Source organism: Thermodesulfobacteriota bacterium (assembly GCA_040757775.1).
Classification (GTDB): Bacteria; Desulfobacterota; UBA8473; order UBA8473; family UBA8473; genus UBA8473.
Genome location: JBFLWQ010000004.1, coordinates 47,070 through 66,882, shown reverse-complemented (window position 1 = coordinate 66,882; position 19,813 = coordinate 47,070). Strand labels below are relative to the sequence as shown.

Here is a 19,813-nt window from a genome sequence, read left to right as displayed (position 1 = left end):
GTTAATCCTGAAAAATAAAAAATCCCATTTTCCTAAGAGGTTGGGTCCTTAGCTTTGACCAATGTAAACCTTGCCGTAATCCAGACTGGTCATGGGAATGCCATCTCTAAGGGTATCTGCGTCGACAATCTTTCCTACGAAAATGGTATGATCACCTGTATCAATGGAGTCTACTAACTTACAGTCCATATAGGCAATGGTTTCGCCGATTATGGGAGCGCCGGTAGTTTTTGTTTCCCATCTTATCCCTTTAAATTTCTCTTCCGGGGTAGATGCCTTAAATTTGCTGACCAATCCGCTATTATCTTTACCCAGAACACTCAGTGCAAATACACCGCTCTCTTTCACCATCTTATGTGAATATCTTTTCTTTCGTATAACTACCATGACAAGGGGGGGACTAAAAGAGACCTGCGAAACCCAGGAGGCAATCATCCCGTTTATTTCCTTTCCCATTTTTGTAGTAAGTATATAAAGCCCGTATGTTATCTTTTCCAGTGCCTTAATTGTGTTTGGTTTTACTTCCATGTTTTGTAACCCCATTCTTTTATCAGCCCGCCTTCGGCTGATTCAATCTCCTGATGGCATTTAATTTATCTTGTCTTCCGATCTTTGCCAGAGAAATACTCTCCTTAAGAAACTCAATAGACAGATCATAGTTTTTCCGATCTATAGGATAGGGATGCCCGTCCTTACCTCCATGGGCAAAGCTGAATCTGGCTGGATCGCGGAAGCTTGACTTTACCCCGTACACCAATTCTGAAATCAAACTCAGGGAGCGGATGGTCTTTGGCCCCACCCCCTTTATACCAAGAAGGGTTTCAAAGTCTTTCGGTTGCCTCTCATAGATTTCCAAAAGAATCTTTTTTAACCTGCTCGAATTCAAATCACTGGGGAGAATCTGATGGTGATCTGGGAGGTCCAATCGCTGGAGTTTCATAATCTCCGATTCAAGAATATGGGGTTTCTCCATGGATATAGATGTTACAGTCTCCCTGGCATCTCCGCTCTCTTTAGCTACCATGTTAAGAGTCTTACCTTTCAAATCACAACATATGGCAGAGTGGGGCTCACATACAAAATCCCCTAATCCACGACCGAGCCAGTGATACCTTCTGGCAAATCTATTGGTTTCATTCATGCCCTGTTGAATAACTCCCCAATCTCCCTTTCCGGTAAAAAAAAACAGTGATGATAGAGTTGATAACCATCTTGAATAGCAGCACTATCCACCTTTGCAGACATTTTGCTGGCATATACAAGACCATTAGCATCCAGAGAGATAGCCTCGCAATGGCTCTCTATCTCAAGGGGGGTCTGCCTGGATACCTTTCCTTTACCACCAGCTACAAACAGATTGAGATCCTTTTCCAGCCCCTTTATGCCTTCTTTCAAGGCTCCGCATACGGTTGTGGTAAGACCGCTGCTATGCCAATCAAAGCCCAGTACACACCCAAAGGCTTGAAACCAGAAAGGGTCAGAGAGCCTCTCAAGCATTTCTTCTGACCCGAATTCCCCTACTATGACAATGGTTATCTCCCTTGCCAGATCTTTCATTCGACTAAATAGCCAGGACGGGGCCTTTCCGTAATGCAGAGGGAGATTTGTTATGCCTGTTTTCACTTGAAAATGCACCTAGTTTTGTCATTGCGAAACCGCCAGAGGCGGACGAAGCAACCCCTAAAACGGCAGCTTTGGAATTATATCGGATATGTTGTCACTACTGACGATAACATCAGCGATACTATTTAACTCTTTAGAAGACGGATTAAAGGCTACTGAGAACCCTGCTATCTCGAACAACTCCTTATCTCCCGGACTATCACCAATAGCAATGACCTCCTCCCTTTTTGTCTTGTATTTATTCATTACCCTTTCAGCCCATAGAGCCTTTTTGTCGAAATTAACATTTATGCAGACTTCTCCGGTCAGGGTACCATTATTACAGAGTAAGTCATTTGCTATGGCATAATCAAAGGCATACCTTTCTTTGACCATGTCAGACAGGACAGAAAGCCCTGACGATATTAGGGATAATTTAATCCCACGATTCTTAAGGTGTGAAGTGAGAAGTCCGATGCCTTCGTATAATGGCACAGATTCAACAATAGTTTTAAGTTCCTTAATGCTCATCCCCTTCCAGACTTGAGCATCCAGCCTGCAGAATTCCTCGTAGGATATCTCATTGTTAAAAAATTGAGTCTGATACTCCTCTGCAAAGCCGTACCACTTGCCTATGCTTTTGTGTATAAATTCCCATAGACTTCTTTCTTTGGTTAAAGTACCGTCTAGGTCAAATATAGCAAGTTTAAATTTCACTTCACAAGTCATCCTCTTTATATTTTAAGGTCCTGAAGTCCTCCCCCTTCACTTCTATCATTTTGCATATTTCCACCAATCTTGAAAAGATCCTCTCTCCCACCCTCTCCTGTAAGGTCTCCTGCAAGACTTCCTTCTCATAATTTTTATCCTTGGTTGAAGTTAAAAGATCCTTCTTCGTCTTGGTTCTGGTTAAACTCAAGGTAGAATCTTTCCTTGTGGTGTAATTAGTGGTAATTATAGTAACCAGCTCATTTGAATTATTATATCTATTAGAGATTATCTGATCCAGGATGTTGGATTCCCATTCATTATTCCTGCCCTTTCCCAATTCATCTATAACCAGAACAGGGGCTTTTACAAACGGCTCTATTATTTCCTTATCAGATTTTCCCGCGGAATATCCTTCTTTTATATCTGCCAGGAGATGGAAAAAGTCAACAAACTTACAGCTAAAGCCCTTCTCTAGGGTTAATTTCTTTATAATACCCACAGCCAGATGGGTCTTTCCCACCCCTACCGGTCCCATAAAGAGCAACCCTCTCTCCTGTATAGGATATGAATCCACAAACTTCTGAGAATTGGTTCGAGCTTCTTCTTGGGTATGGTGAGTAATCTGAAAGTCCTCCAGGGTAACCTGGGCAAATTGAGCAGGGATCACTGCCTCGTTAAAAAGCACTGCCCTATTTTCTAACATAGTACAGTCACATTTATTGGCATATGTATAGTTATTTTCACCCCTTTTAAAGACAACTCCATCTCCGCCACATTTATCACAAACACTGCGGCACCTTTCGCATATTATTGCCCTGGCAAATTTCCCCTTCTGGAAAATCTCATACTTTTTGCCCTTACAATTATCACAAACCCGCTTTCCCACGGTTAATCTCCAATCTCAATCTTCAATAATCCATATCTTTCCCTAACAAGAAGATTTCTTAGACTTATGAATGTTCTTTCATATGCCTCCTGACTCATCTTAATTTTATGTAAAGATAATTTCTCCTCTGCTTCTCCCATAAGAGTCGTTACGTCGTCAGGTGATATTAGTTTAAGGAATTCGTCAATTAAATATTTGTCTATCCTTTCTACTTCTGTATATATAAACAGATAATTTTCATCTATATTGGAACTTAATCTTAGAATTCTATCATAAACCACAGCATATAATTTCCTGACTTTTTCGTCTTTTTCTATATCGGTAATCCTGGCTATTTTATCGATCAATACATTTATTTTTTTAAAAAGGACTATTTTCTCTTCCAGCTCTCCTGATCGCTTAAAATGGGTTCCGACTTTACGCCTCTTGTAATTGATGAACTCCTCTTCTACTAAATTTTTGCAGTACTTAATCGATTTCGGCAGGGGTTTATTAAGCCCGGAGGTCTTTTTGAAAGATTCGATCCCTATTTTTACCGCATTGCAGGCAACGTTTAAAGGGACCCCTCTTTTCTCCCATGATTTAATTATCTGATAATCTAAAGGCGAAAGGGCTGTTCCAATTTTGGTCAGGGATAAAAAATACTGTTCTACACAGTAAAGATAGCTTAAGTTGTTCCTGTTTATTAAACTCAACCTTAGCTCCCATAAGACTTTTTCAGTTTGAACTATTTGGCAACACAATACTGTATATCATCGAATACAAATCGTCTTTAATACAGGTATTATGATACCTTTCTACCTCTTTGTGTGCCCTTTCTATGAAATCATTCTCAGACATAGAATCTTCTATAAAAGCTATCAGTTTTTCAGCAAAGTCGATTTCATCGTAGGTCCAGTCAATCCAATTTTCAAGACTTTGAATAGACTTTTCTTTTTCTTTTTTGTTCCATTCCATAAGAATACCTCCATAGGAATAGTGTTTTTGTTCATCTAACCTCCTAAGTAAAAAAGTCTAGAATTGTCAGTACTACCCATTACGAATAATGTATGAAAAAAATTACAAAAAAATTCAAATACTTTTCTGAAGGTATTAATCATTTTCTCCTTTTATGTCGTGTACGGGACCGTAATTTTTTGTATTTATGTTTACGTATCTTTTTTCTTCTCTTCTTCACAACACTGCCCATATTCTATTCTCAACTAAGCGGTTCAAACTCTTTAGCCTGAAACCTGCTTACTCGACCCTCCTTTATTATTTATTTTAATACTTCAAGTACACCTTTCATATTTTCATCTTTCTATTTGCATTACAGAGGTCACTTTTTGTTCATCTAAATAATTAGTGATTTATAAACATATTGGCGACCTCCTTCCTCTGTAGTATTTTCTATTCTAGCAACAAATCGTTTTTTATATAGGTTCAATAAGCGAGTTCCACTGGTATTGAGTCCTATTTTTTTAGATTCAGCAAATTCCCTGGTTGTGATTTCTCCTTTACCCATCACAAATTCCAAGGTAGCCGCCAAATAATTGTTTAATTTACCGATAACCCTCCATGAGTTATCTGAATCGATCCCCATAGCTGCCAGTTTCTTTCTTTCTAAGGCGACCTCAATATTTTCCAACTGATTAGAGTTAACGCCGGCTAAGACTATATACTTATCTCCATACTCCAGCCCAATTAACCTGGATATGAGTTTTGCAATAATCTCATCTGAACAGGAGTAATCCATAACACCTATCCTTGAAAAATCTATGAATAGTATGTCTCCTTCCTTTATATTCATTAGTTCTTTTTCTATTCTAGACCGTATAGCAATACCCGTATCTCTGGTTACAAGGTCATTTGAACCATTTTGCAACTCTTCAGCCATCAATTTCTTTATGTCGCAGACTTTGGATTCCATTATTAAGTTCCAATAAATTCAGCTTGTTCAACTGAAGTAGTTAGGGACACTAAAATTGGTATCAGATTTAATTTTTTATGTCAAGAAATAAATAGAAACTTCACTAAGAGGGAATATAATATCCACATTTTATCTTCAGATGAATATTCCTTACCTGGGCGGCTTTCCACCATTTTCTATCAGTCCCCTTATGGGTTCCATACCATATGGACTTCCTTCCTGTATAGCCTTGAGTACACTTCCTCCCCCTGTGAAGAAGTAATACTGTGCATCATCCAGAACGGCCAGATACAACCCAGGACAAAGGTTTTTAAATTCTTGTAATGTATCTCCACCCCCATACAGCTTCCTTGCTTTACTGTTCTGATCAATAGTTTTATCTAACACTTCTGAACCGGCTGTAAAATGAGGGGTAAATCCCATCACTGCGTTTACAAAAATAGTCATTGCATCTCCTATAAAACTTGACACCCTTTTGTCCTCGAAGGACTTAGGATCAACATCCAATATGTAGCCAACTTTCTTTCCCTTCTTAAAATCCCGAATTGATATTGTTCTGTATTTCCCTGGAATCCTTCCTTCCAGGGTATCTGATTCAACCACATAGGGCAGTTCTATTATCTTGTGGCTCTTTCTGTCGGTCTCAACTAAATCCTCAGCCGCCATAACATCTGACTCGGGGATACCCTCTATCTGCACCTTATACTTAGCACTTAGAAAGGTACTGTATATGACACCGCCTAGTATAAGGTGGTCTACTTTCTTGTAGATTTCTTTTAATGGTCCTATTTTGGTATCATACTTGGCACCGGCAACGACGGCCACAAATGGTCTGGTAGGTTCTAATACATAGCTCAGGTTTTTTATCTCCTGCTGCATTAAAAAGCCAGCAAATGAAGGTAAATGTTTCGTGATATCGTATGTTGAGGCATGGGGCTGCCAGCTCCCAAAGGCATCATTAACAAAGACATCTGCCAGTCCTGCAAGCTGTAAGGCAAAGTTTTCCCGAACATCTCCATCTCCCTCTTCTCCCTGGAACCATCTGGTATTTGGAAGATAAATGCCCCCTATATTTCTGTTCCTTAATTCTTTTATCGCCAGATTTATAGATGTATCTATACCTGGAATCCCTTTGGCAGAATCTATATTGAACTTTGGTATATGAAACTTTATGTGCAGCTTGCGCTCCAGGTACTCTACAATGGGGTCTACAGAATTGCCTGGGGTACAGTTTATCTCTCCTGTTTTTTTGTTACGTGGCCTCCCCACATGGGTCATAAGGATAGGACGCCCTCCCCTTTCCACGATGTTATAAATTGTACCCAATGTGCTATCTATCCTGTATGGATCTCTTATGAATCCTCCTTTTACCACATTATGGTCAACTCTTAGCAAAACTACTTTACTATCAAGGTTTGCATCTTGTATTAAAGGAAGTTTTGTATCCAAACCATTTTTCATCTTTTTCACCTTTCCATAAAAGATAACTATGGGTTAACATTAAATATTTCTCTTTTTTTCATATTATCTGTAGTTACTTCCAAAATCAAGAAGATTTTAAAAATTTGTTTTGCAATCTAAGTAGGTATAAACTAGAATAAAAAGTTCTCCTATCTTCATTCTGGTACCCTAAAGATAAAATTTAGGATTATAAAATCATGGTAAGCAACAAAATTATAATCAAAGGAGCCAGAGAACATAATCTTAAGAATATTGATGTTGATATTCCCAGAGATAAATTGGTAGTAATTACAGGATTAAGCGGTTCTGGAAAATCAACACTTGCATTCGATACTATTTATGCTGAAGGACAGCGAAGATATGTGGAGTCTCTTTCTGCTTATGCCCGGCAGTTCTTGGAACAGATGGAAAAGCCTGACGTAGAATCCATTGAGGGGCTTTCTCCCGCTATCTCTATCGAACAAAAAGCCATTAGTAAAAATCCTCGCTCCACTGTGGCAACGGTCACCGAGATATACGACTATCTGCGAGTACTGTTTGCTAGAGTCGGTAAACCTTTCTGTTATAAATGTGGCAAAGAGATTCTCTCTCAAACTGTTCAGCAAATCGTTGACCAAATAATCGAGTTACCAGATGAAACCAGGATCGTCATCTTATCGCCAATAGTCAGGGGAAGGAAGGGAGAATATAGAAAAGAGCTGAATCAACTACGAAAGGGTGGTTATGTAAGGGTTAAAATTGATGGAAAGGTAAGAGACCTTAGCGAAGATATCATCCTGGATAAAAACAAGAAGCACCATATAGATGCCATAATAGACCGACTTATCATTAAGGAAAATATAAAGAGGAGGCTTGCAGACTCTCTGGAGACTGCCCTTAACCTCTCCGAAGGAATAGTTAAAGTAGAGATAATTGGTGGTAAGGAACTAACATTCAGTGAAAAGTTTGCCTGTATAGACTGTGGTATCAATTACCCGGAAATAACTCCAAGGATGTTCTCCTTTAATAACCCTTACGGAGCCTGTCCTACTTGTGGAGGATTAGGGACTACTATGCACTTCGACCCTGATCTTATCGTACCCAACCCCGGTTTGTCGCTGAGGGAAGGAGCAATTTTGCCCTGGGCCAGGAAAAATTCTAGCTATTTCCATCAGATGTTAGATGCCTTGAGTGAACACTATAAGATAGATATATACACCCCCTTCAAGGACTTATCTCCTGAAGTTCAACACGCTCTTCTCCATGGTTCCGGAGAGGAAAAGATAAAATTCTACTTTGAATTAAATGGACGGAAGACCTTTCATTATAAAGAGTTTGAAGGGATTATAAATAACCTTGAACGCCGATATAGAGAGACCGATTCCGACTTCATTCGAGAAGAATTAGAGAGGTATATGAATAATCATCCCTGTCCTACCTGCAATGGAAACAGATTACGTCAGGAGAGTCTTTTCGTTAAGGTAGACGGCAGGTCAATATGTGATATAACGAACCTCTCAATAAAAGAAGCTTCCAAACTATTCTCTAATATTCGGTTAAGTGATCGGGATATGGAGATAGCAGAGCGAATATTAAAAGAGATTCGAGAAAGATTGGGGTTCCTGATAAATGTTGGTGTAGACTATTTAACCTTAGATCGGCCATCAGCTACTCTATCTGGGGGAGAGGGACAACGCATCAGGCTTGCTACTCAGATTGGTTCTAGTCTGGTAGGAGTTCTCTATATATTGGACGAACCCAGTATAGGATTGCATCAAAGGGATAATATCAGACTCCTTGAGACTTTAAAGAGACTACGTGATATAGGCAACACTGTACTGGTTGTAGAACACGACGAAGAAACCATTCTTTCATCTGATTATATTGTGGATATGGGGCCAGGCGCAGGAACTGATGGTGGAATGGTAGTATTCTGCGGAACACCACAGGAAATAGTTAAAGATGAGAATTCTTTGACAGGAAAGTACCTCTCAAGGGAGTTAGCAATTCCAGTACCCGTTAAACGACGTAGGCATGACAAAAGATACTTAGTTGTGAGGGGAGCTACTGAAAATAACTTGAAAAATATATCAGTTAAGATACCCCTGGGACTGTTTAATTGCGTAACCGGAGTTTCTGGTTCAGGAAAAAGTACATTGGTAATCGATACAATATATAAGGTTTTAGCTCAAAAACTCCACTATACCAAAGAGCGAGCTGGAAAGGTTGCGGAGATTGAAGGGATTGAATACATAGATAAAGTTATAGATATAGACCAGAGCCCCATAGGAAGAACCCCTCGTTCTAATCCAGCTACCTATACCGGAGTTTTTACTCATATTCGAGATATATTCTCTAAACTCCCAGAATCAAAAGCACGGGGATATATGCCAGGAAGATACAGTTTTAATGTTAAGGGAGGAAGGTGTGAAGCATGCAGAGGTGACGGAACCATAAAGATCGAGATGCATTTCCTTCCTGACCTTTATGTTACCTGTGAGGTATGTAAGGGGAGAAGATACAATAGGGAAACATTAGAAATACAGTATAAAGGAAAAAATATTGCTGATATCTTAGACATGACGGTAGATCAGGCATTTGCTTTTTTAAGCAGGGTCCCAAAGATCAAGGCAAAACTTCAAACCCTTTCTGACGTGGGCTTAAATTATATAAAATTAGGGCAGTCAGCTACTACCCTATCGGGTGGAGAAGCTCAAAGGGTAAAGTTGGCAAAAGAATTAAGCAAAAAGAGCACGGGGAAGACCCTCTATATTCTGGATGAACCAACTACAGGCCTTCATTTCGCTGATATTCAAAAGTTACTCCATGTTTTAAATAAACTGGTTAATGCAGGAAATACAGTTATTGTAATCGAGCATAACCTTGAGGTAATAAAAACCGCAGACTTTATAATTGATTTAGGGCCAGAAGGCGGAGAAAAAGGTGGGGAAGTAGTGGCATGTGGAACCCCGGAAGAATTGACATGCATAAGCGAATCTTATACCGGTCAGTTTTTAAAAAAGGTAATTAACTAAAATTAGTATTGGCTTTTAAGGCACACCAAACCTGCCTTAAAAGCCAACAAACAGGTTATATTATCAATTATTAATTTTTTCTTTCTTCAAAGCAGTCCAATCACGAACAAAAAACAATGATTGGACTAAACATATTTACAGCTTCATATACAGCATAAAGGATATTACAAAAGCATAGATAACCAGGGACTCAATCAAAGCAAGACCAATAATCATTGGCGTCATTATCTGCCCTGAAGCACCTGGATTCCTAGCAATACCTTCAAGCCCGGCTGCAATGGCTCTACCCTGCCCCAATCCACCACCGAAGGCGGCAATTCCAATGGCAAATCCACTCGCTATGGCTATAGCACTCTTCACTGTAGAATCCAGCACCCCACCTTCTTCTGCTGCAAAAGCCATAGGGACAATGGAAAACAAGGTAACAACTAGAAGAAACAAAATCATTCTTGCCCTTCGCCTCATCCGCAATCCTCCTTTCTATTTAGAGATTAAATATCCTGGACAACATTTAGACCTTACTCTTTTATCACTCCTTAATGTTCTTCAGCAAGAGCACCTGATATGTACATCATTGAAAGAAGAATAAACACTAAAGATTGAATGACGGAAACAAAAATTCCAAGACCCAATGCAAAGATTGGAACAATCAGGGGTATTAAACCAGAAAATATAACCAGAACCAAATGATCTCCTGTAATATTCCCAAATAACCTGAGGGACAATGATAACGGACGGGCTAAATGACTTATAATCTCAATAGGAAACATCAGCGGAGCTATCGGCCAAAAAGACCCTGTAAACTGTTTTACATACTTCCATCCATGTCTCTTAATCCCTACATAATGATAGTAGAAGAAGACAGTTAGTGCACATGCTGCCGTTGTATTGATATTGTCTGTTGGCGGCAAAAACCCTGGGAAAAGCCCCAACAGGTTACAGAACAATATAAATATGGCAAGGGTACCAATCAAAGGTAAAAACCTTCTTCCCTCGTGCCCTAATGTGTTCTCTACCAGACCAAGAACTGCTTCAACAAGCACCTCCAGAAAATTCCTGATACTGGCTTTACCTTCAGGAATAAGGTTTTTAGATTTTCTTGCATACCCTATAAGTACAAGAATAGTTAGAACCAAGAATACCAGTATTCCATGATAAACAGCCAAGGCATCATGTTCGTGACCTAAAAAAGACGTAACAAAATGAAAAAACGGAAATGTTGAAACCCATGTAAAATCATGTCCCATGATCTGTTTTCTCCCCTATGGTTTCTTTAATACTTGAACGAATCCGTCCAGAGCAATACCGATGAATACTGTTGAGAGCCCTATTATTAGACCAAGCGTATTCACAATACCAGAATAGATAACCACAAATATAATTGCAACCAGGGCGGCAAATTTAAAAAAATAACTCAATGCGAAAGCCGCAACATTATCTCCCTTTTTAAAACCACCCTCAATAATCTTGCGGAGAAACCAAAAATTCAGGATGACTATAACCCCTCCTAAAAACACTCCCAGAGTAACAGCAGATGATTTATAGACTATGCTACCCAAGGTAAGAATCAGAAGTATTATTATATTATTTCTCTGAATAGAAGTAAGTCTCGATTCTTCTTTAACTTCATTCACACAATTACTCCTGGCTGATTCCTCCATCCTTTTCTATATCCTTCAATAACCTGAATAGACTCCTGAACCCTGCTACAATACCAAACAACATAAAGATCATTGTTAACCATGGTTTAGTATCGAACAACCTGTCTAACCACCATCCAAAGAGGATACCAATAACAACCGAGATAACCATTTCCAGCCCAATTGTACTGTATCTACCGATCAGTCTGAAAAGCTTTCTCTTATTCTTCATCGATCAGCTATCTAACTCTTACAGCCAATTAGGCTTGAAAGCCCTAAAAAAAAAATTACAAAATAACAAAAATGAATGAATATTCATTTGCCATTTCATTTAACACACTACTATATTTTTGTCAACAACTTTAACTAGAAATTTCTAGAATTGCCCTAAGATCTCCATGACCCATAGTCACCTATTACTATCCCTAAAATAGACATTGAATTGCATAGGGCATAAGAAACCCCTTTATGTTTATAGGTTTCAGTGAGATACTAATCTCACCTAACAGGTGAAACCAAAAACAAAGAAAGGGGTTTAAGCAATGATACAACAGACGGTAATGCGATTCAAGTTAAAAAGAACGGAAGAGAGGATGCCCCCGAGGAGTGGGCTTGTTCTTTATGCGGAATGTAACATGCCCGGTTCTAATGCCACAGGGGATTGGTTAAGACGGATGGGTCAGCGTGGTGGTATTTTTAAAAGCCTTTGAAGGATAAAATACAGGCTACAGCAATTCAATGTCTATTTTTGGGTATTGGCATCTCTTTGCTTTTATGCTATTTATAGTAACTGAGAAAAGAGGAGAGGAGGTTACAATTAAATGCTGCAAGAATTTTCATTAGACAATAAGGTAGCTATTGTTACAGGCGGAGGCAAAGGAATAGGACGGGCTATAGCTTTAGGGTTGGCAAAGGCTGGGGCAGACGTAGTGGTATGTAGCCGGAATCTTCCTGACCTGGAAGGGGTTTCTGGGGAGATAAAAAAGATGGGGAGAGACTCCCTTGCCATAGTGGCAGATGTAACAAAAAAGGAGGATATCGAAAACCTCGTAGCAAAAACCAGAGAGAAGTTTGGAAGAATCGATATACTGGTAAACAACGCTGCCACCAGTTATTTGAGACCACTGATGGAGCTTCGTGAAGAGGGCTGGGATAAGGTATTCAATACCAATCTAAAGGCAGTCTTTCTCTTAAGCAGGGAGGCAGCCATGGTGATGAAGGAACAGGGAGGTGGAAGGGTCATAAATATAACAACGGTTGGGGCAGAAAAGGCTGAGAACAACATGGGGGCATACAGTACCAGTAAGGCAGCCTTAAAAATGCTTACCAAATCTATGGCACTGGAATGGGCACCGTTCAAGATCAATGTAAACGCTGTTGGACCCGGTTTAACAAAAACTGATTTTAGTAAGCCCTTATGGAGGAACCCGGATATAGCAAAGGGAATATCGGGCAGCATCCCACTCGGTCGTATTGCTGAACCCGAGGATATTGTAGGAGCTGTAGTCTTTCTTGCCTCTGACGCTTCCTCATATATTACGGCTCAATCGATTTATGTGAATGGGGGGGCATGGGCATAAATCTGATGAACTTTTTACAAAGCCGTCAATAATTTGAGTTCCCTGAGTTTCCCCGGTGTCTGCAAACCGGTAGAGACATCCCAACCTCTGATACTATAGTATTCATCCTTCATCTTTTCGAATCCTTTTCTGTCCAGCACCATACCCTTTCTGGAAAAGGGTTTGCCGTCTTCTCCGGGAAGCAGGCAGTCTTCATTCAAAAAATCACCCTTCAGTGGTATGGTGAAATTGAACTCCTCCAGGGTATCGTCTTCCCTTCCTTTATGTCCTTCTCTGACAAGGATAGCCCTCTGAAGATTGAATATCCGCTCCCCTATCATGTAAAGTCCTTTTTCATCTATCTCCCTTCCTGTAACGGCAGAGTAAACCTTGCTCTCAAGGGTGGGATCCCCCACATGATCATCTGTAATCCCGGTATGCATAATTGGCCAGATAAAATCACAGAGTATCAAACTTTCCTTTGCATACTGGCGATCCTGAATCCTGGCAGCGGCAAGGGACTTTCCCTCATAAGTAGAGAAATCGGCAGCAATCTCACTTCCCCAGAAGCGGTCTCCAATGGCTCTGAAAACCCGAGAGGTAATGTAATTATCATCGTATCCCTTAGCCTGAGCAGCCCACAACATACCCAGAATACTTATTTCGTGGAGTTGTTGTATGGGAAGCCTCGGCTCCATCGCGTAGAACAGTGCTGTAGTGATAAACATCCTTGCCCCATAAACAGGATTATACCCTGTTCTTGTAATATAGTCTTTAATAAGATTCTTTGCAGGGGGACCCAATGCCTCGGCTGCCCTGTGGGTTCCATTTGCAAGGAGATCACCAAACCCGTCCCTTCGGGATATGTCTCTAACAAGCTTCTCAATAAATTCAATGCTCCCTATCCTGGAAAGGGGAATGCCTGCCTGCTCCTCATTTAAGACGTTGGCATTATAACACCTGCTCAACCACATGATCATAGTTTCAACAGGATGGGTATCGATGCCGTAATTGTCGCAGAGCTTGGCGGCTTCAAATGGAACCTCGTTATCTTCTCCGTAATAACGTTGTGCACGGGTCTGATAAAAGAGGGCAGCCTGGCACATAAACTTACCCTTTCTGCCGCTCTTCCCGTGGAAGACACTCCGAATACACTCATGGGTACAGCCGTAACATGAGTCCTTCCTGATCTTATCAGAAGCAAAAACAGTTGGAAGTGACAGCATCATACCCCTGGTAAGCTCAGAAACCCTTTTTTTCAGCCCTTTTACCCTTTCTGGTGAGGCAACATCAACCTTGCCTTTTCCATAGACAGCTATAGCCTTAAGGCTTTTCGATCCCATCACTGCCCCTAAGCCGCTTCCGCCTGTAGCATCATTGTCTGCCAGGAGTATAGCAAAGGTTACCCTGTTTTCCCCAGCCGGGCCTATGGAAACTATCCTGAAGGAATTACCCAACTCCTTTTTTAAAGCCTCCCTGGTATCTATAGCACCCTTGCTCCAAAAGCGACCTGCATCCCTTATCTCTACAACATCATTGTTAATGTATAGATATACGGGCATATCTGCCTTACCGTTAACCACAAGGGCATCGTAACCAGCGAACTTAAGGTACACACCCCAGGAACCACCCAGGTTGCAATAGGAAAAACGGTTATTAAGTGGTGATTTGGCACAAACCTGCCATCTTGCACCAGCGAATCCAGGGATACCACAAAGGGGGCCTGTTAGAAAGATCATACGGTTTTCAGGATGAAAGGCGTCTGCTTCAGGAGGCACCTCATCCCAATAGATTTTGCACCCAACACCCCTTCCACCTATAAAAAGATCAGCATATTCTATAGTTGGTGTCTTATATATTTTCCTTGCTGAAAGGTCTATTCTTAAGATGCTGCCTGCATAGCCTTTTAAGTGGGACATAATATAAGCCTCCTTATATAAATGAAACTTACATGCCTCAAAGAGACACAAACGAATAAGTAAAATGTCTTTGCGAGGAGTTCGCCATAGGCGAACAGCCCCTACAACAGCACACTTAAGTCTGCTGTTGTAAAGGATGGGATTGCTTCACCCCGAGTTGTCGGGGTTCGCAATGACAGGAATAGGTACATACTACCAAAATTCTCGCTGGAGAGAAAGAGAAAGTTTTGCAGGGAAAAAATTTATCTTGACCTTTGCTACCTTGCTGGGTAATCTAGAGTATCGAAAGGTAGTTTACTTTTTTAACCTTCAAGTCATAGAAAGGACATTTCGATGAGCACTCAATCTAAGAAAATCACAGCAAAAAAGATCGAAGAAGCATACCGGGAAGCAGTCACTGATTTCACTACTCCTTCAGGTATCCCAGTCAAAGAGGTATATACCCCGGATGATATCTCACAAATCGACTTCGACAAGGATATTGGTCTCCCCGGTCAATATCCCTTTACCAGAGGTCATCATCCCCAAATGTACAGGGGTAAACTCTGGAATATCAGACAGATAATTGGTTTATCAACACCAAAAAGACAGAATGAGAGGCTCAAGTTTGTACTATCGCACGGCGCAAATGCCGTGGATTGTGAAATGGATACTCCAACATGGTATGGTATCGAACCTGACCAGCCATATGCTGAGGGTCAATTTGGGGTTTGCGGTGTAGCTTTACATAATTTGAGGGATGTTGAGGCTATGACTGAGGGGCTGCCGATGGATGCGTTAAGCATGTGCTGGAATTATCCCCTCCCTGCACTATCCCAGGCATATATATTGACAGCCAAGAGGCGGGGCTATGATATCAGCGATCTCAGAGTAGTTCATTCGGCATTATACCTTCATCTTCTTGTTTACACGCCGAGTTGGCCTGAAGTCCTTTATACTGATGGCAGATTTTCTACACTGGCAAGATGGGGTAATGATTTCTGTGAGTATATACTGAGGAATTTGCCGAAGTGGAACATATGGTATGCTGACGGAGCTGCCTTCTGCGAGTCAGGTGCAAACGCAGTTCAGGAAATTGCATTCATAATTGCCTGTCGGGATGAACTGATCCGAGAGATACTCAGGAGGGGTGTTGACATAAATGCTATAGGTCGTGGTTTAAGCCCAACAGTTGGTTTAGATCGGGACTTCTTTGAACATATAGCCAAACTAAGGGCTGCCCGAAAGATATGGGCGCGAACCATGAAAGAAAAGTGGGGGGCTACAGACCCCAAGGCTATGTGTCTGCGAGCTCATGGGAATATAGTGGGCACTTTTTGTACCCGTCAACAACCACTCGTCAACATCGCACGAGGTGCCATAGGGGCTTTGGCTGGCATTCTTGGTGGTTGCATGGGGATTCAGGTTGCCTGTTATGACGAAGCATGGTCCACTCCGACTGAGGAAGCAGAAAGAATAGCGATAAGGACCCAGCAGGTACTACGTTACGAGTCAGGGACTACAAGTGTTGCCGACCCATTAGCAGGTTCCTATTATGTTGAGTGGTTAACCTCAAAGTTTGAGGAAGAAATTCAAGAACTGGTTGACAAAATAGAAGATTTGGGCGGCTGGATGGCGGCATTGAAGAGTGGCTGGATTCATGAAGAGGTAAAGAAGGGATTACTGGATATTCAGAGAAAGATTGATAACGGTGAGCGGGTTGTTGTAGGTGTGAACCGTTTCCAGATACCACCCGAAGAGGATTTCAAACCTCAGCTATATGCTCCTGATAATTCAGATGTGGATGAGTACTTAGAGAACTATCGGAAATTTAAAGAAAAAAGGAATTACAAAAACCTCAAGGGAAAGATCAAAAAATTACAAAAGGCAGCATCTGAACCCGAAACAAATCTCGTTCCTTACGTTTACGAGGCACTGGAAGCCGATGCTACCTTTGCAGAGATAATCGGTGTTATGAGGATGAACGACGGGTTAGATTATGATCGGGAAAGGGAAAGGGAGTTTCCTTTTTAGAATCTTCATCCCTCCTCCCTCCTGCGACTGCCTTTTTTCCGAAGACTTTTTTACCTCCATCCGTATAATATCTTATATTATCTCCTCTATCCTTGGTTCCAGGGTAGAGGAGAATTTTTTTTCAAAATCGCTTGACATTTTCAAATGAGCATTTTAAGGAAAAAGAGGGGGAGAAATACGATCCCCCGAGGATAGACGATATTAAAGCATTTGCCGACCATGTGGTCAGATTCTCGCTGGCAGGTATCCGTGCAATTCGTGATGGGGCACAAGAGAACCCGGCTGGTATCGAATAGAGAGAGTATAAGTTTCATCTAAAGTTAATCAGACTGATATAAGAGGTGGGAAAACCACCTATGGATTAGCCCTTCAGATGCTCTTAGGTGATTTGATAAGACTTCGCTTTTGAGTGGAAAGGGCAAAAAATAAGATGGGTTAGGGGGCAAGGAGAAAAAACAGAGGGGGAACAGAGAATCGTGAAAATACCGAAGGATACTATGAAATGAAGGCAAAACCGTTTCTGGCACTTGCCTTGATACTCATACTTTTCTTCCTGTCACAGCCATCCGTTGCCGGAGACGAAAAAGCGAGGAGGTCGGATACTCTCACCCTTTATCTGGAAAACGATCTCTTTGCCTCCGACAACAATGACCGCTATTACACCCATGGGACGAAGATCTCTTGGATTTCCCGGGATATTTCGAGCTATCACGACGTTGTGATTGTGCCGTCGTGGGTGTATTGGTTAATTGAACGGATGCCGTTTATCAACGATCCGGAACGCCAGCGTATGGTTTCCCTTTCTTTGGGGCAGAACATCTACACCCCGGAGGACAAAGAACGGAGCGACCTGATTCGGAATGACCGGCCTTATGCCGGGATTACATATCTGGGGCTGGGGCTGCACAGCAAAAACCAGCGGCAAATGGATACCTTCGAACTCGATCTTGGCATTGTCGGCCGGCATTCCTATGCCGAAGATTGCCAGAAAGTGGTCCACAATTGGATCGGTTCGGTTGACCCCAAGGGCTGGGAGAATCAGCTCCACGATGAACCCGTGCTGAACATTTATTTTGAACGCAAGTGGAAGGTGTTGCAAACCAAAGTAGCGGGGAGTCTCGGATTCGACTGTATCCCTCACATGGGAATTGCTATGGGGAATATTTACACTGGAGCTAATCTGGGCGGCCAGGTGCGTTTAGGCTGGAACCTCCCGAATGATTTCGGAACCTATCTCATCCGCCCTGGTTCAGATAGCAGCGCTCCCGTAAACGATGGAGACCCACGCTTTTTTCGCCGTTTTGGTATCCATCTCTTCTTTGCAGTAGACGGCAACGCGGTAGCCCGGAACATCTTCCTTGACGGGAACACCTTCCGGGACAGCCACAGCGTTGACAAAAAGCCATTGGTAGCCGATTTTATTGGTGGAGTCGGGATGATCATCTACCGCTTCAAGATAACCTATTCCTACGTTTACCGGACGAAGGAATTCGATACCCAGAAGGAAGAACAGCATTTCGGAGCGATTTCCGTCTCGATCACGTTTTAAATCCAGGAATATATCTGTAAATGCAAATTCAGCAACGGAAAATGGGAGGGAAATATAATGCCCGGCTGGACCTGATCGAGGCATTGCGGTATGAGTAAAGGGGATAGTGGAGTTTATAATCCACCCTGGTCTGTCATAGGCTGGTCAACGCCTCCGCCCAATACCCCATAAAGCCTTACCTGATTTGCAAGTTTGGCAAAGATCAGGGAAATAAGCCCCTGCTGTGCCGCATAGAGTGAGCGCTGTGCATCGAGTACTCCCAGGTAGCTGTCGATTCCCCTGGTATAACGAGCATTGGAGAGGCGGTAGGTTTTCGCAACAGCGTTGACCAGAGATTGTTGTGCCGATAGCTGTTCGTCAATCGTCCCCCGGACGGCAAGGGTATCTGCCACTTCCCTGAAGGCATTCTGAATGGCCTTCTCATATTGTACCAGGGCGATTTTTCTTTCCACTTTGATTGCCCGTAACGCTGACCATGTCCGGGCGTCAAAAATGGGCATAATGATACTGGGAGAGAAAGCCCATGCTTCCGAACCGGGGCTGAAGAGCCCGGATAGCTCGCTGCTCGCAGTTCCGACAGATGTTGTCAGCGAAATCCGGGGAAAGAAGGCTGCCCGGGCGGCGCCGATGTTGGCATTGGCTGCTTTGAGCTGGTGTTCTGCTGCCAGAATATCAGGCCGGTATAGGAGAACCTCGGAAGATGTGCCTGGAGAAATTTCTTTTGGAGGGTTGATGCTGTTCAGGTCTGGGGGTAAGAGCTTGCCCGGCACCGAAGAGCCTACCAAAAGATTCAGTGCATTTTCATCCAGCGCCACCAATTGCGTATAGCGGGCGACGTCTACCCGTGCTGCATCAACTCTCGTCTGAGCCTGGCGAAGATCAAGTTCGGTCGTTAATCCGACTTCAAAGCGCCGTTGAATTAAATTGTAAGCAGTCTTCTGGGTTCCAAGGGTAGACTCAGCCAGTTTGAGGATTTCCCTGTCCGCTGCCAGGGTCAGGTAAGCATTTGCAACTGCGGACACCAATAAGATCTGCGCGCTGCGGTGTGCCTGCTTCGTTGCCATGAACTCTTCCAGCGCCCGATCCTTCAGGTTACGGATACGGCCGAAGAAATCGACCTCCCATGAAATTACACCCAGATTGACGTCATATCGTTCTGATATACTGGCTTGTCCACTGGATGAAAGATCAGCCGGTACGCGTTGTTTGCTTCCGGTTGCAGATGTGCTGAACGCCGGAAAAAGATCTGCCCGCCGGATACCGTAAATTGCCTGTGCTTTCTGCACATTCAAGGAAGCAAGCTGCAGGTCACGGTTATTGTTCAGAGCCGTCTTGATGACCTTTTGAAGCCGTTCATCGCTGAAAAACTCCCGCCATTGTATCTTCGTTGCCGTGAGTGTGCCGGGCATAGCTTTGGTTTTCTGGTACGCCGCACCGGTCGGCCAGTCGGCAGGGATCGGGGCTTCGGGCTTTGTGTATTTCGGTGCCAGATTGCAGCCTGTCAGCAAGATATAAATTCCAATCACTAAAATAAAAAGGTGTCTGTTCAT

At 42.3% G+C, this 19,813-nt stretch carries 20 protein-coding genes and 1 pseudogene; 6 read left to right on the top strand and 15 right to left on the bottom strand.

From position 1 onward, the window contains the following. Positions 1-48 precede the first annotated feature (48 nt). The 9 genes and pseudogenes from AB1401_03850 to AB1401_03810 all read right to left on the bottom strand — a co-directional run bounded on the left by AB1401_03850 (position 49) and on the right by AB1401_03810 (position 6,569). Complete coding sequence (locus AB1401_03850) at positions 49-528, bottom strand: flavin reductase family protein (protein MEW6614587.1); 480 nt, start codon at positions 526-528, stop codon at positions 49-51. A 22-nt stretch (positions 529-550) separates the two neighbouring features. Continuing rightward, a pseudogene (locus AB1401_03845) lies at positions 551-1,557 on the bottom strand (DUF763 domain-containing protein). A gap of 123 nt (positions 1,558-1,680) precedes the next feature. Continuing rightward, a complete protein-coding gene (locus AB1401_03840; GenBank protein ID MEW6614586.1) occupies positions 1,681-2,319 on the bottom strand; it encodes an HAD family phosphatase in 639 nt (212 codons plus the stop codon). A 1-nt stretch (position 2,320) separates the two neighbouring features. Then, positions 2,321-3,199, bottom strand: a complete 879-nt coding sequence (locus tag AB1401_03835) for an ATP-binding protein (protein ID MEW6614585.1) — start codon at positions 3,197-3,199, stop codon at positions 2,321-2,323. Between the two features lie 2 nt (positions 3,200-3,201). Next, entirely contained in the window at positions 3,202-3,894 is a 693-nt protein-coding gene (locus AB1401_03830; protein MEW6614584.1) for a hypothetical protein, read from the bottom strand. 22 nt (positions 3,895-3,916) lie between these two features. Next, positions 3,917-4,156: a hypothetical protein gene (locus AB1401_03825; protein ID MEW6614583.1), complete on the bottom strand. Its 240-nt coding sequence runs from the start codon at positions 4,154-4,156 to the stop codon at positions 3,917-3,919. 139 nt (positions 4,157-4,295) lie between these two features. Continuing rightward, entirely contained in the window at positions 4,296-4,388 is a 93-nt protein-coding gene (locus AB1401_03820; protein MEW6614582.1) for an AURKAIP1/COX24 domain-containing protein, read from the bottom strand. Positions 4,389-4,532: 144 nt separating this feature from the next. Next, positions 4,533-5,108 carry a hypothetical protein gene (locus AB1401_03815; protein ID MEW6614581.1) on the bottom strand — a complete coding sequence of 192 codons (576 nt, stop codon included), beginning with the start codon at positions 5,106-5,108 and terminating at the stop codon, positions 4,533-4,535. A 150-nt stretch (positions 5,109-5,258) separates the two neighbouring features. Then, complete coding sequence (locus tag AB1401_03810; GenBank protein ID MEW6614580.1) at positions 5,259-6,569, bottom strand: phosphoglycerate kinase; 1,311 nt, start codon at positions 6,567-6,569, stop codon at positions 5,259-5,261. Positions 6,570-6,766: 197 nt separating this feature from the next. Here AB1401_03810 and uvrA point away from each other — a divergent pair, with 197 nt between their 5' ends. After that, positions 6,767-9,583, top strand: a complete 2,817-nt coding sequence (gene uvrA / locus AB1401_03805; GenBank protein ID MEW6614579.1) for an excinuclease ABC subunit UvrA — start codon at positions 6,767-6,769, stop codon at positions 9,581-9,583. Positions 9,584-9,718: 135 nt separating this feature from the next. On the opposite strand, the gene AB1401_03800 is transcribed toward uvrA, so the two are convergent. The 4 genes from AB1401_03800 to AB1401_03785 form a co-directional block, all read right to left on the bottom strand. Then, positions 9,719-10,048: an ATP synthase F0 subunit C gene (locus tag AB1401_03800; GenBank protein MEW6614578.1), complete on the bottom strand. Its 330-nt coding sequence runs from the start codon at positions 10,046-10,048 to the stop codon at positions 9,719-9,721. A gap of 71 nt (positions 10,049-10,119) precedes the next feature. Further along, positions 10,120-10,830, bottom strand: a complete 711-nt coding sequence (atpB, locus tag AB1401_03795) for a F0F1 ATP synthase subunit A (GenBank protein ID MEW6614577.1) — start codon at positions 10,828-10,830, stop codon at positions 10,120-10,122. Positions 10,831-10,845: 15 nt separating this feature from the next. Continuing rightward, on the bottom strand, positions 10,846-11,217 hold the full coding sequence (locus AB1401_03790; protein ID MEW6614576.1) for an ATP synthase subunit I: 372 nt from the start codon (positions 11,215-11,217) through the stop codon (positions 10,846-10,848). Positions 11,218-11,221: 4 nt separating this feature from the next. Beyond that, positions 11,222-11,455: an AtpZ/AtpI family protein gene (locus AB1401_03785; protein MEW6614575.1), complete on the bottom strand. Its 234-nt coding sequence runs from the start codon at positions 11,453-11,455 to the stop codon at positions 11,222-11,224. A gap of 310 nt (positions 11,456-11,765) precedes the next feature. Here AB1401_03785 and AB1401_03780 point away from each other — a divergent pair, with 310 nt between their 5' ends. Together AB1401_03780 and AB1401_03775 are read left to right on the top strand one after the other, a co-directional pair. Beyond that, the gene (locus AB1401_03780) at positions 11,766-11,933 is read left to right on the top strand and encodes a hypothetical protein (GenBank protein MEW6614574.1); all 168 of its coding nucleotides are present in this window, start codon (positions 11,766-11,768) and stop codon (positions 11,931-11,933) included. 111 nt (positions 11,934-12,044) lie between these two features. Next, the gene (locus AB1401_03775) at positions 12,045-12,803 is read left to right on the top strand and encodes a 3-oxoacyl-ACP reductase family protein (protein ID MEW6614573.1); all 759 of its coding nucleotides are present in this window, start codon (positions 12,045-12,047) and stop codon (positions 12,801-12,803) included. Between the two features lie 14 nt (positions 12,804-12,817). Here the strand turns inward: AB1401_03775 and AB1401_03770 are convergent, their stop codons facing one another. Then, positions 12,818-14,701 carry an aldehyde ferredoxin oxidoreductase N-terminal domain-containing protein gene (locus AB1401_03770; protein MEW6614572.1) on the bottom strand — a complete coding sequence of 628 codons (1,884 nt, stop codon included), beginning with the start codon at positions 14,699-14,701 and terminating at the stop codon, positions 12,818-12,820. 333 nt (positions 14,702-15,034) lie between these two features. Between AB1401_03770 and AB1401_03765 the strand changes: the two genes are divergently transcribed. From AB1401_03765 to AB1401_03755, 3 genes are all read left to right on the top strand, one after another. Next, complete coding sequence (locus tag AB1401_03765; protein ID MEW6614571.1) at positions 15,035-16,714, top strand: methylmalonyl-CoA mutase family protein; 1,680 nt, start codon at positions 15,035-15,037, stop codon at positions 16,712-16,714. A 131-nt stretch (positions 16,715-16,845) separates the two neighbouring features. Continuing rightward, complete coding sequence (locus AB1401_03760; protein MEW6614570.1) at positions 16,846-17,010, top strand: hypothetical protein; 165 nt, start codon at positions 16,846-16,848, stop codon at positions 17,008-17,010. A 206-nt stretch (positions 17,011-17,216) separates the two neighbouring features. Then, the gene (locus tag AB1401_03755; protein ID MEW6614569.1) at positions 17,217-18,263 is read left to right on the top strand and encodes a lipid A deacylase LpxR family protein; all 1,047 of its coding nucleotides are present in this window, start codon (positions 17,217-17,219) and stop codon (positions 18,261-18,263) included. Between the two features lie 113 nt (positions 18,264-18,376). Here AB1401_03755 and AB1401_03750 read toward each other — a convergent pair whose 3' ends face one another. Continuing rightward, on the bottom strand, positions 18,377-19,813 hold the full coding sequence (locus AB1401_03750) for an efflux transporter outer membrane subunit (GenBank protein MEW6614568.1): 1,437 nt from the start codon (positions 19,811-19,813) through the stop codon (positions 18,377-18,379).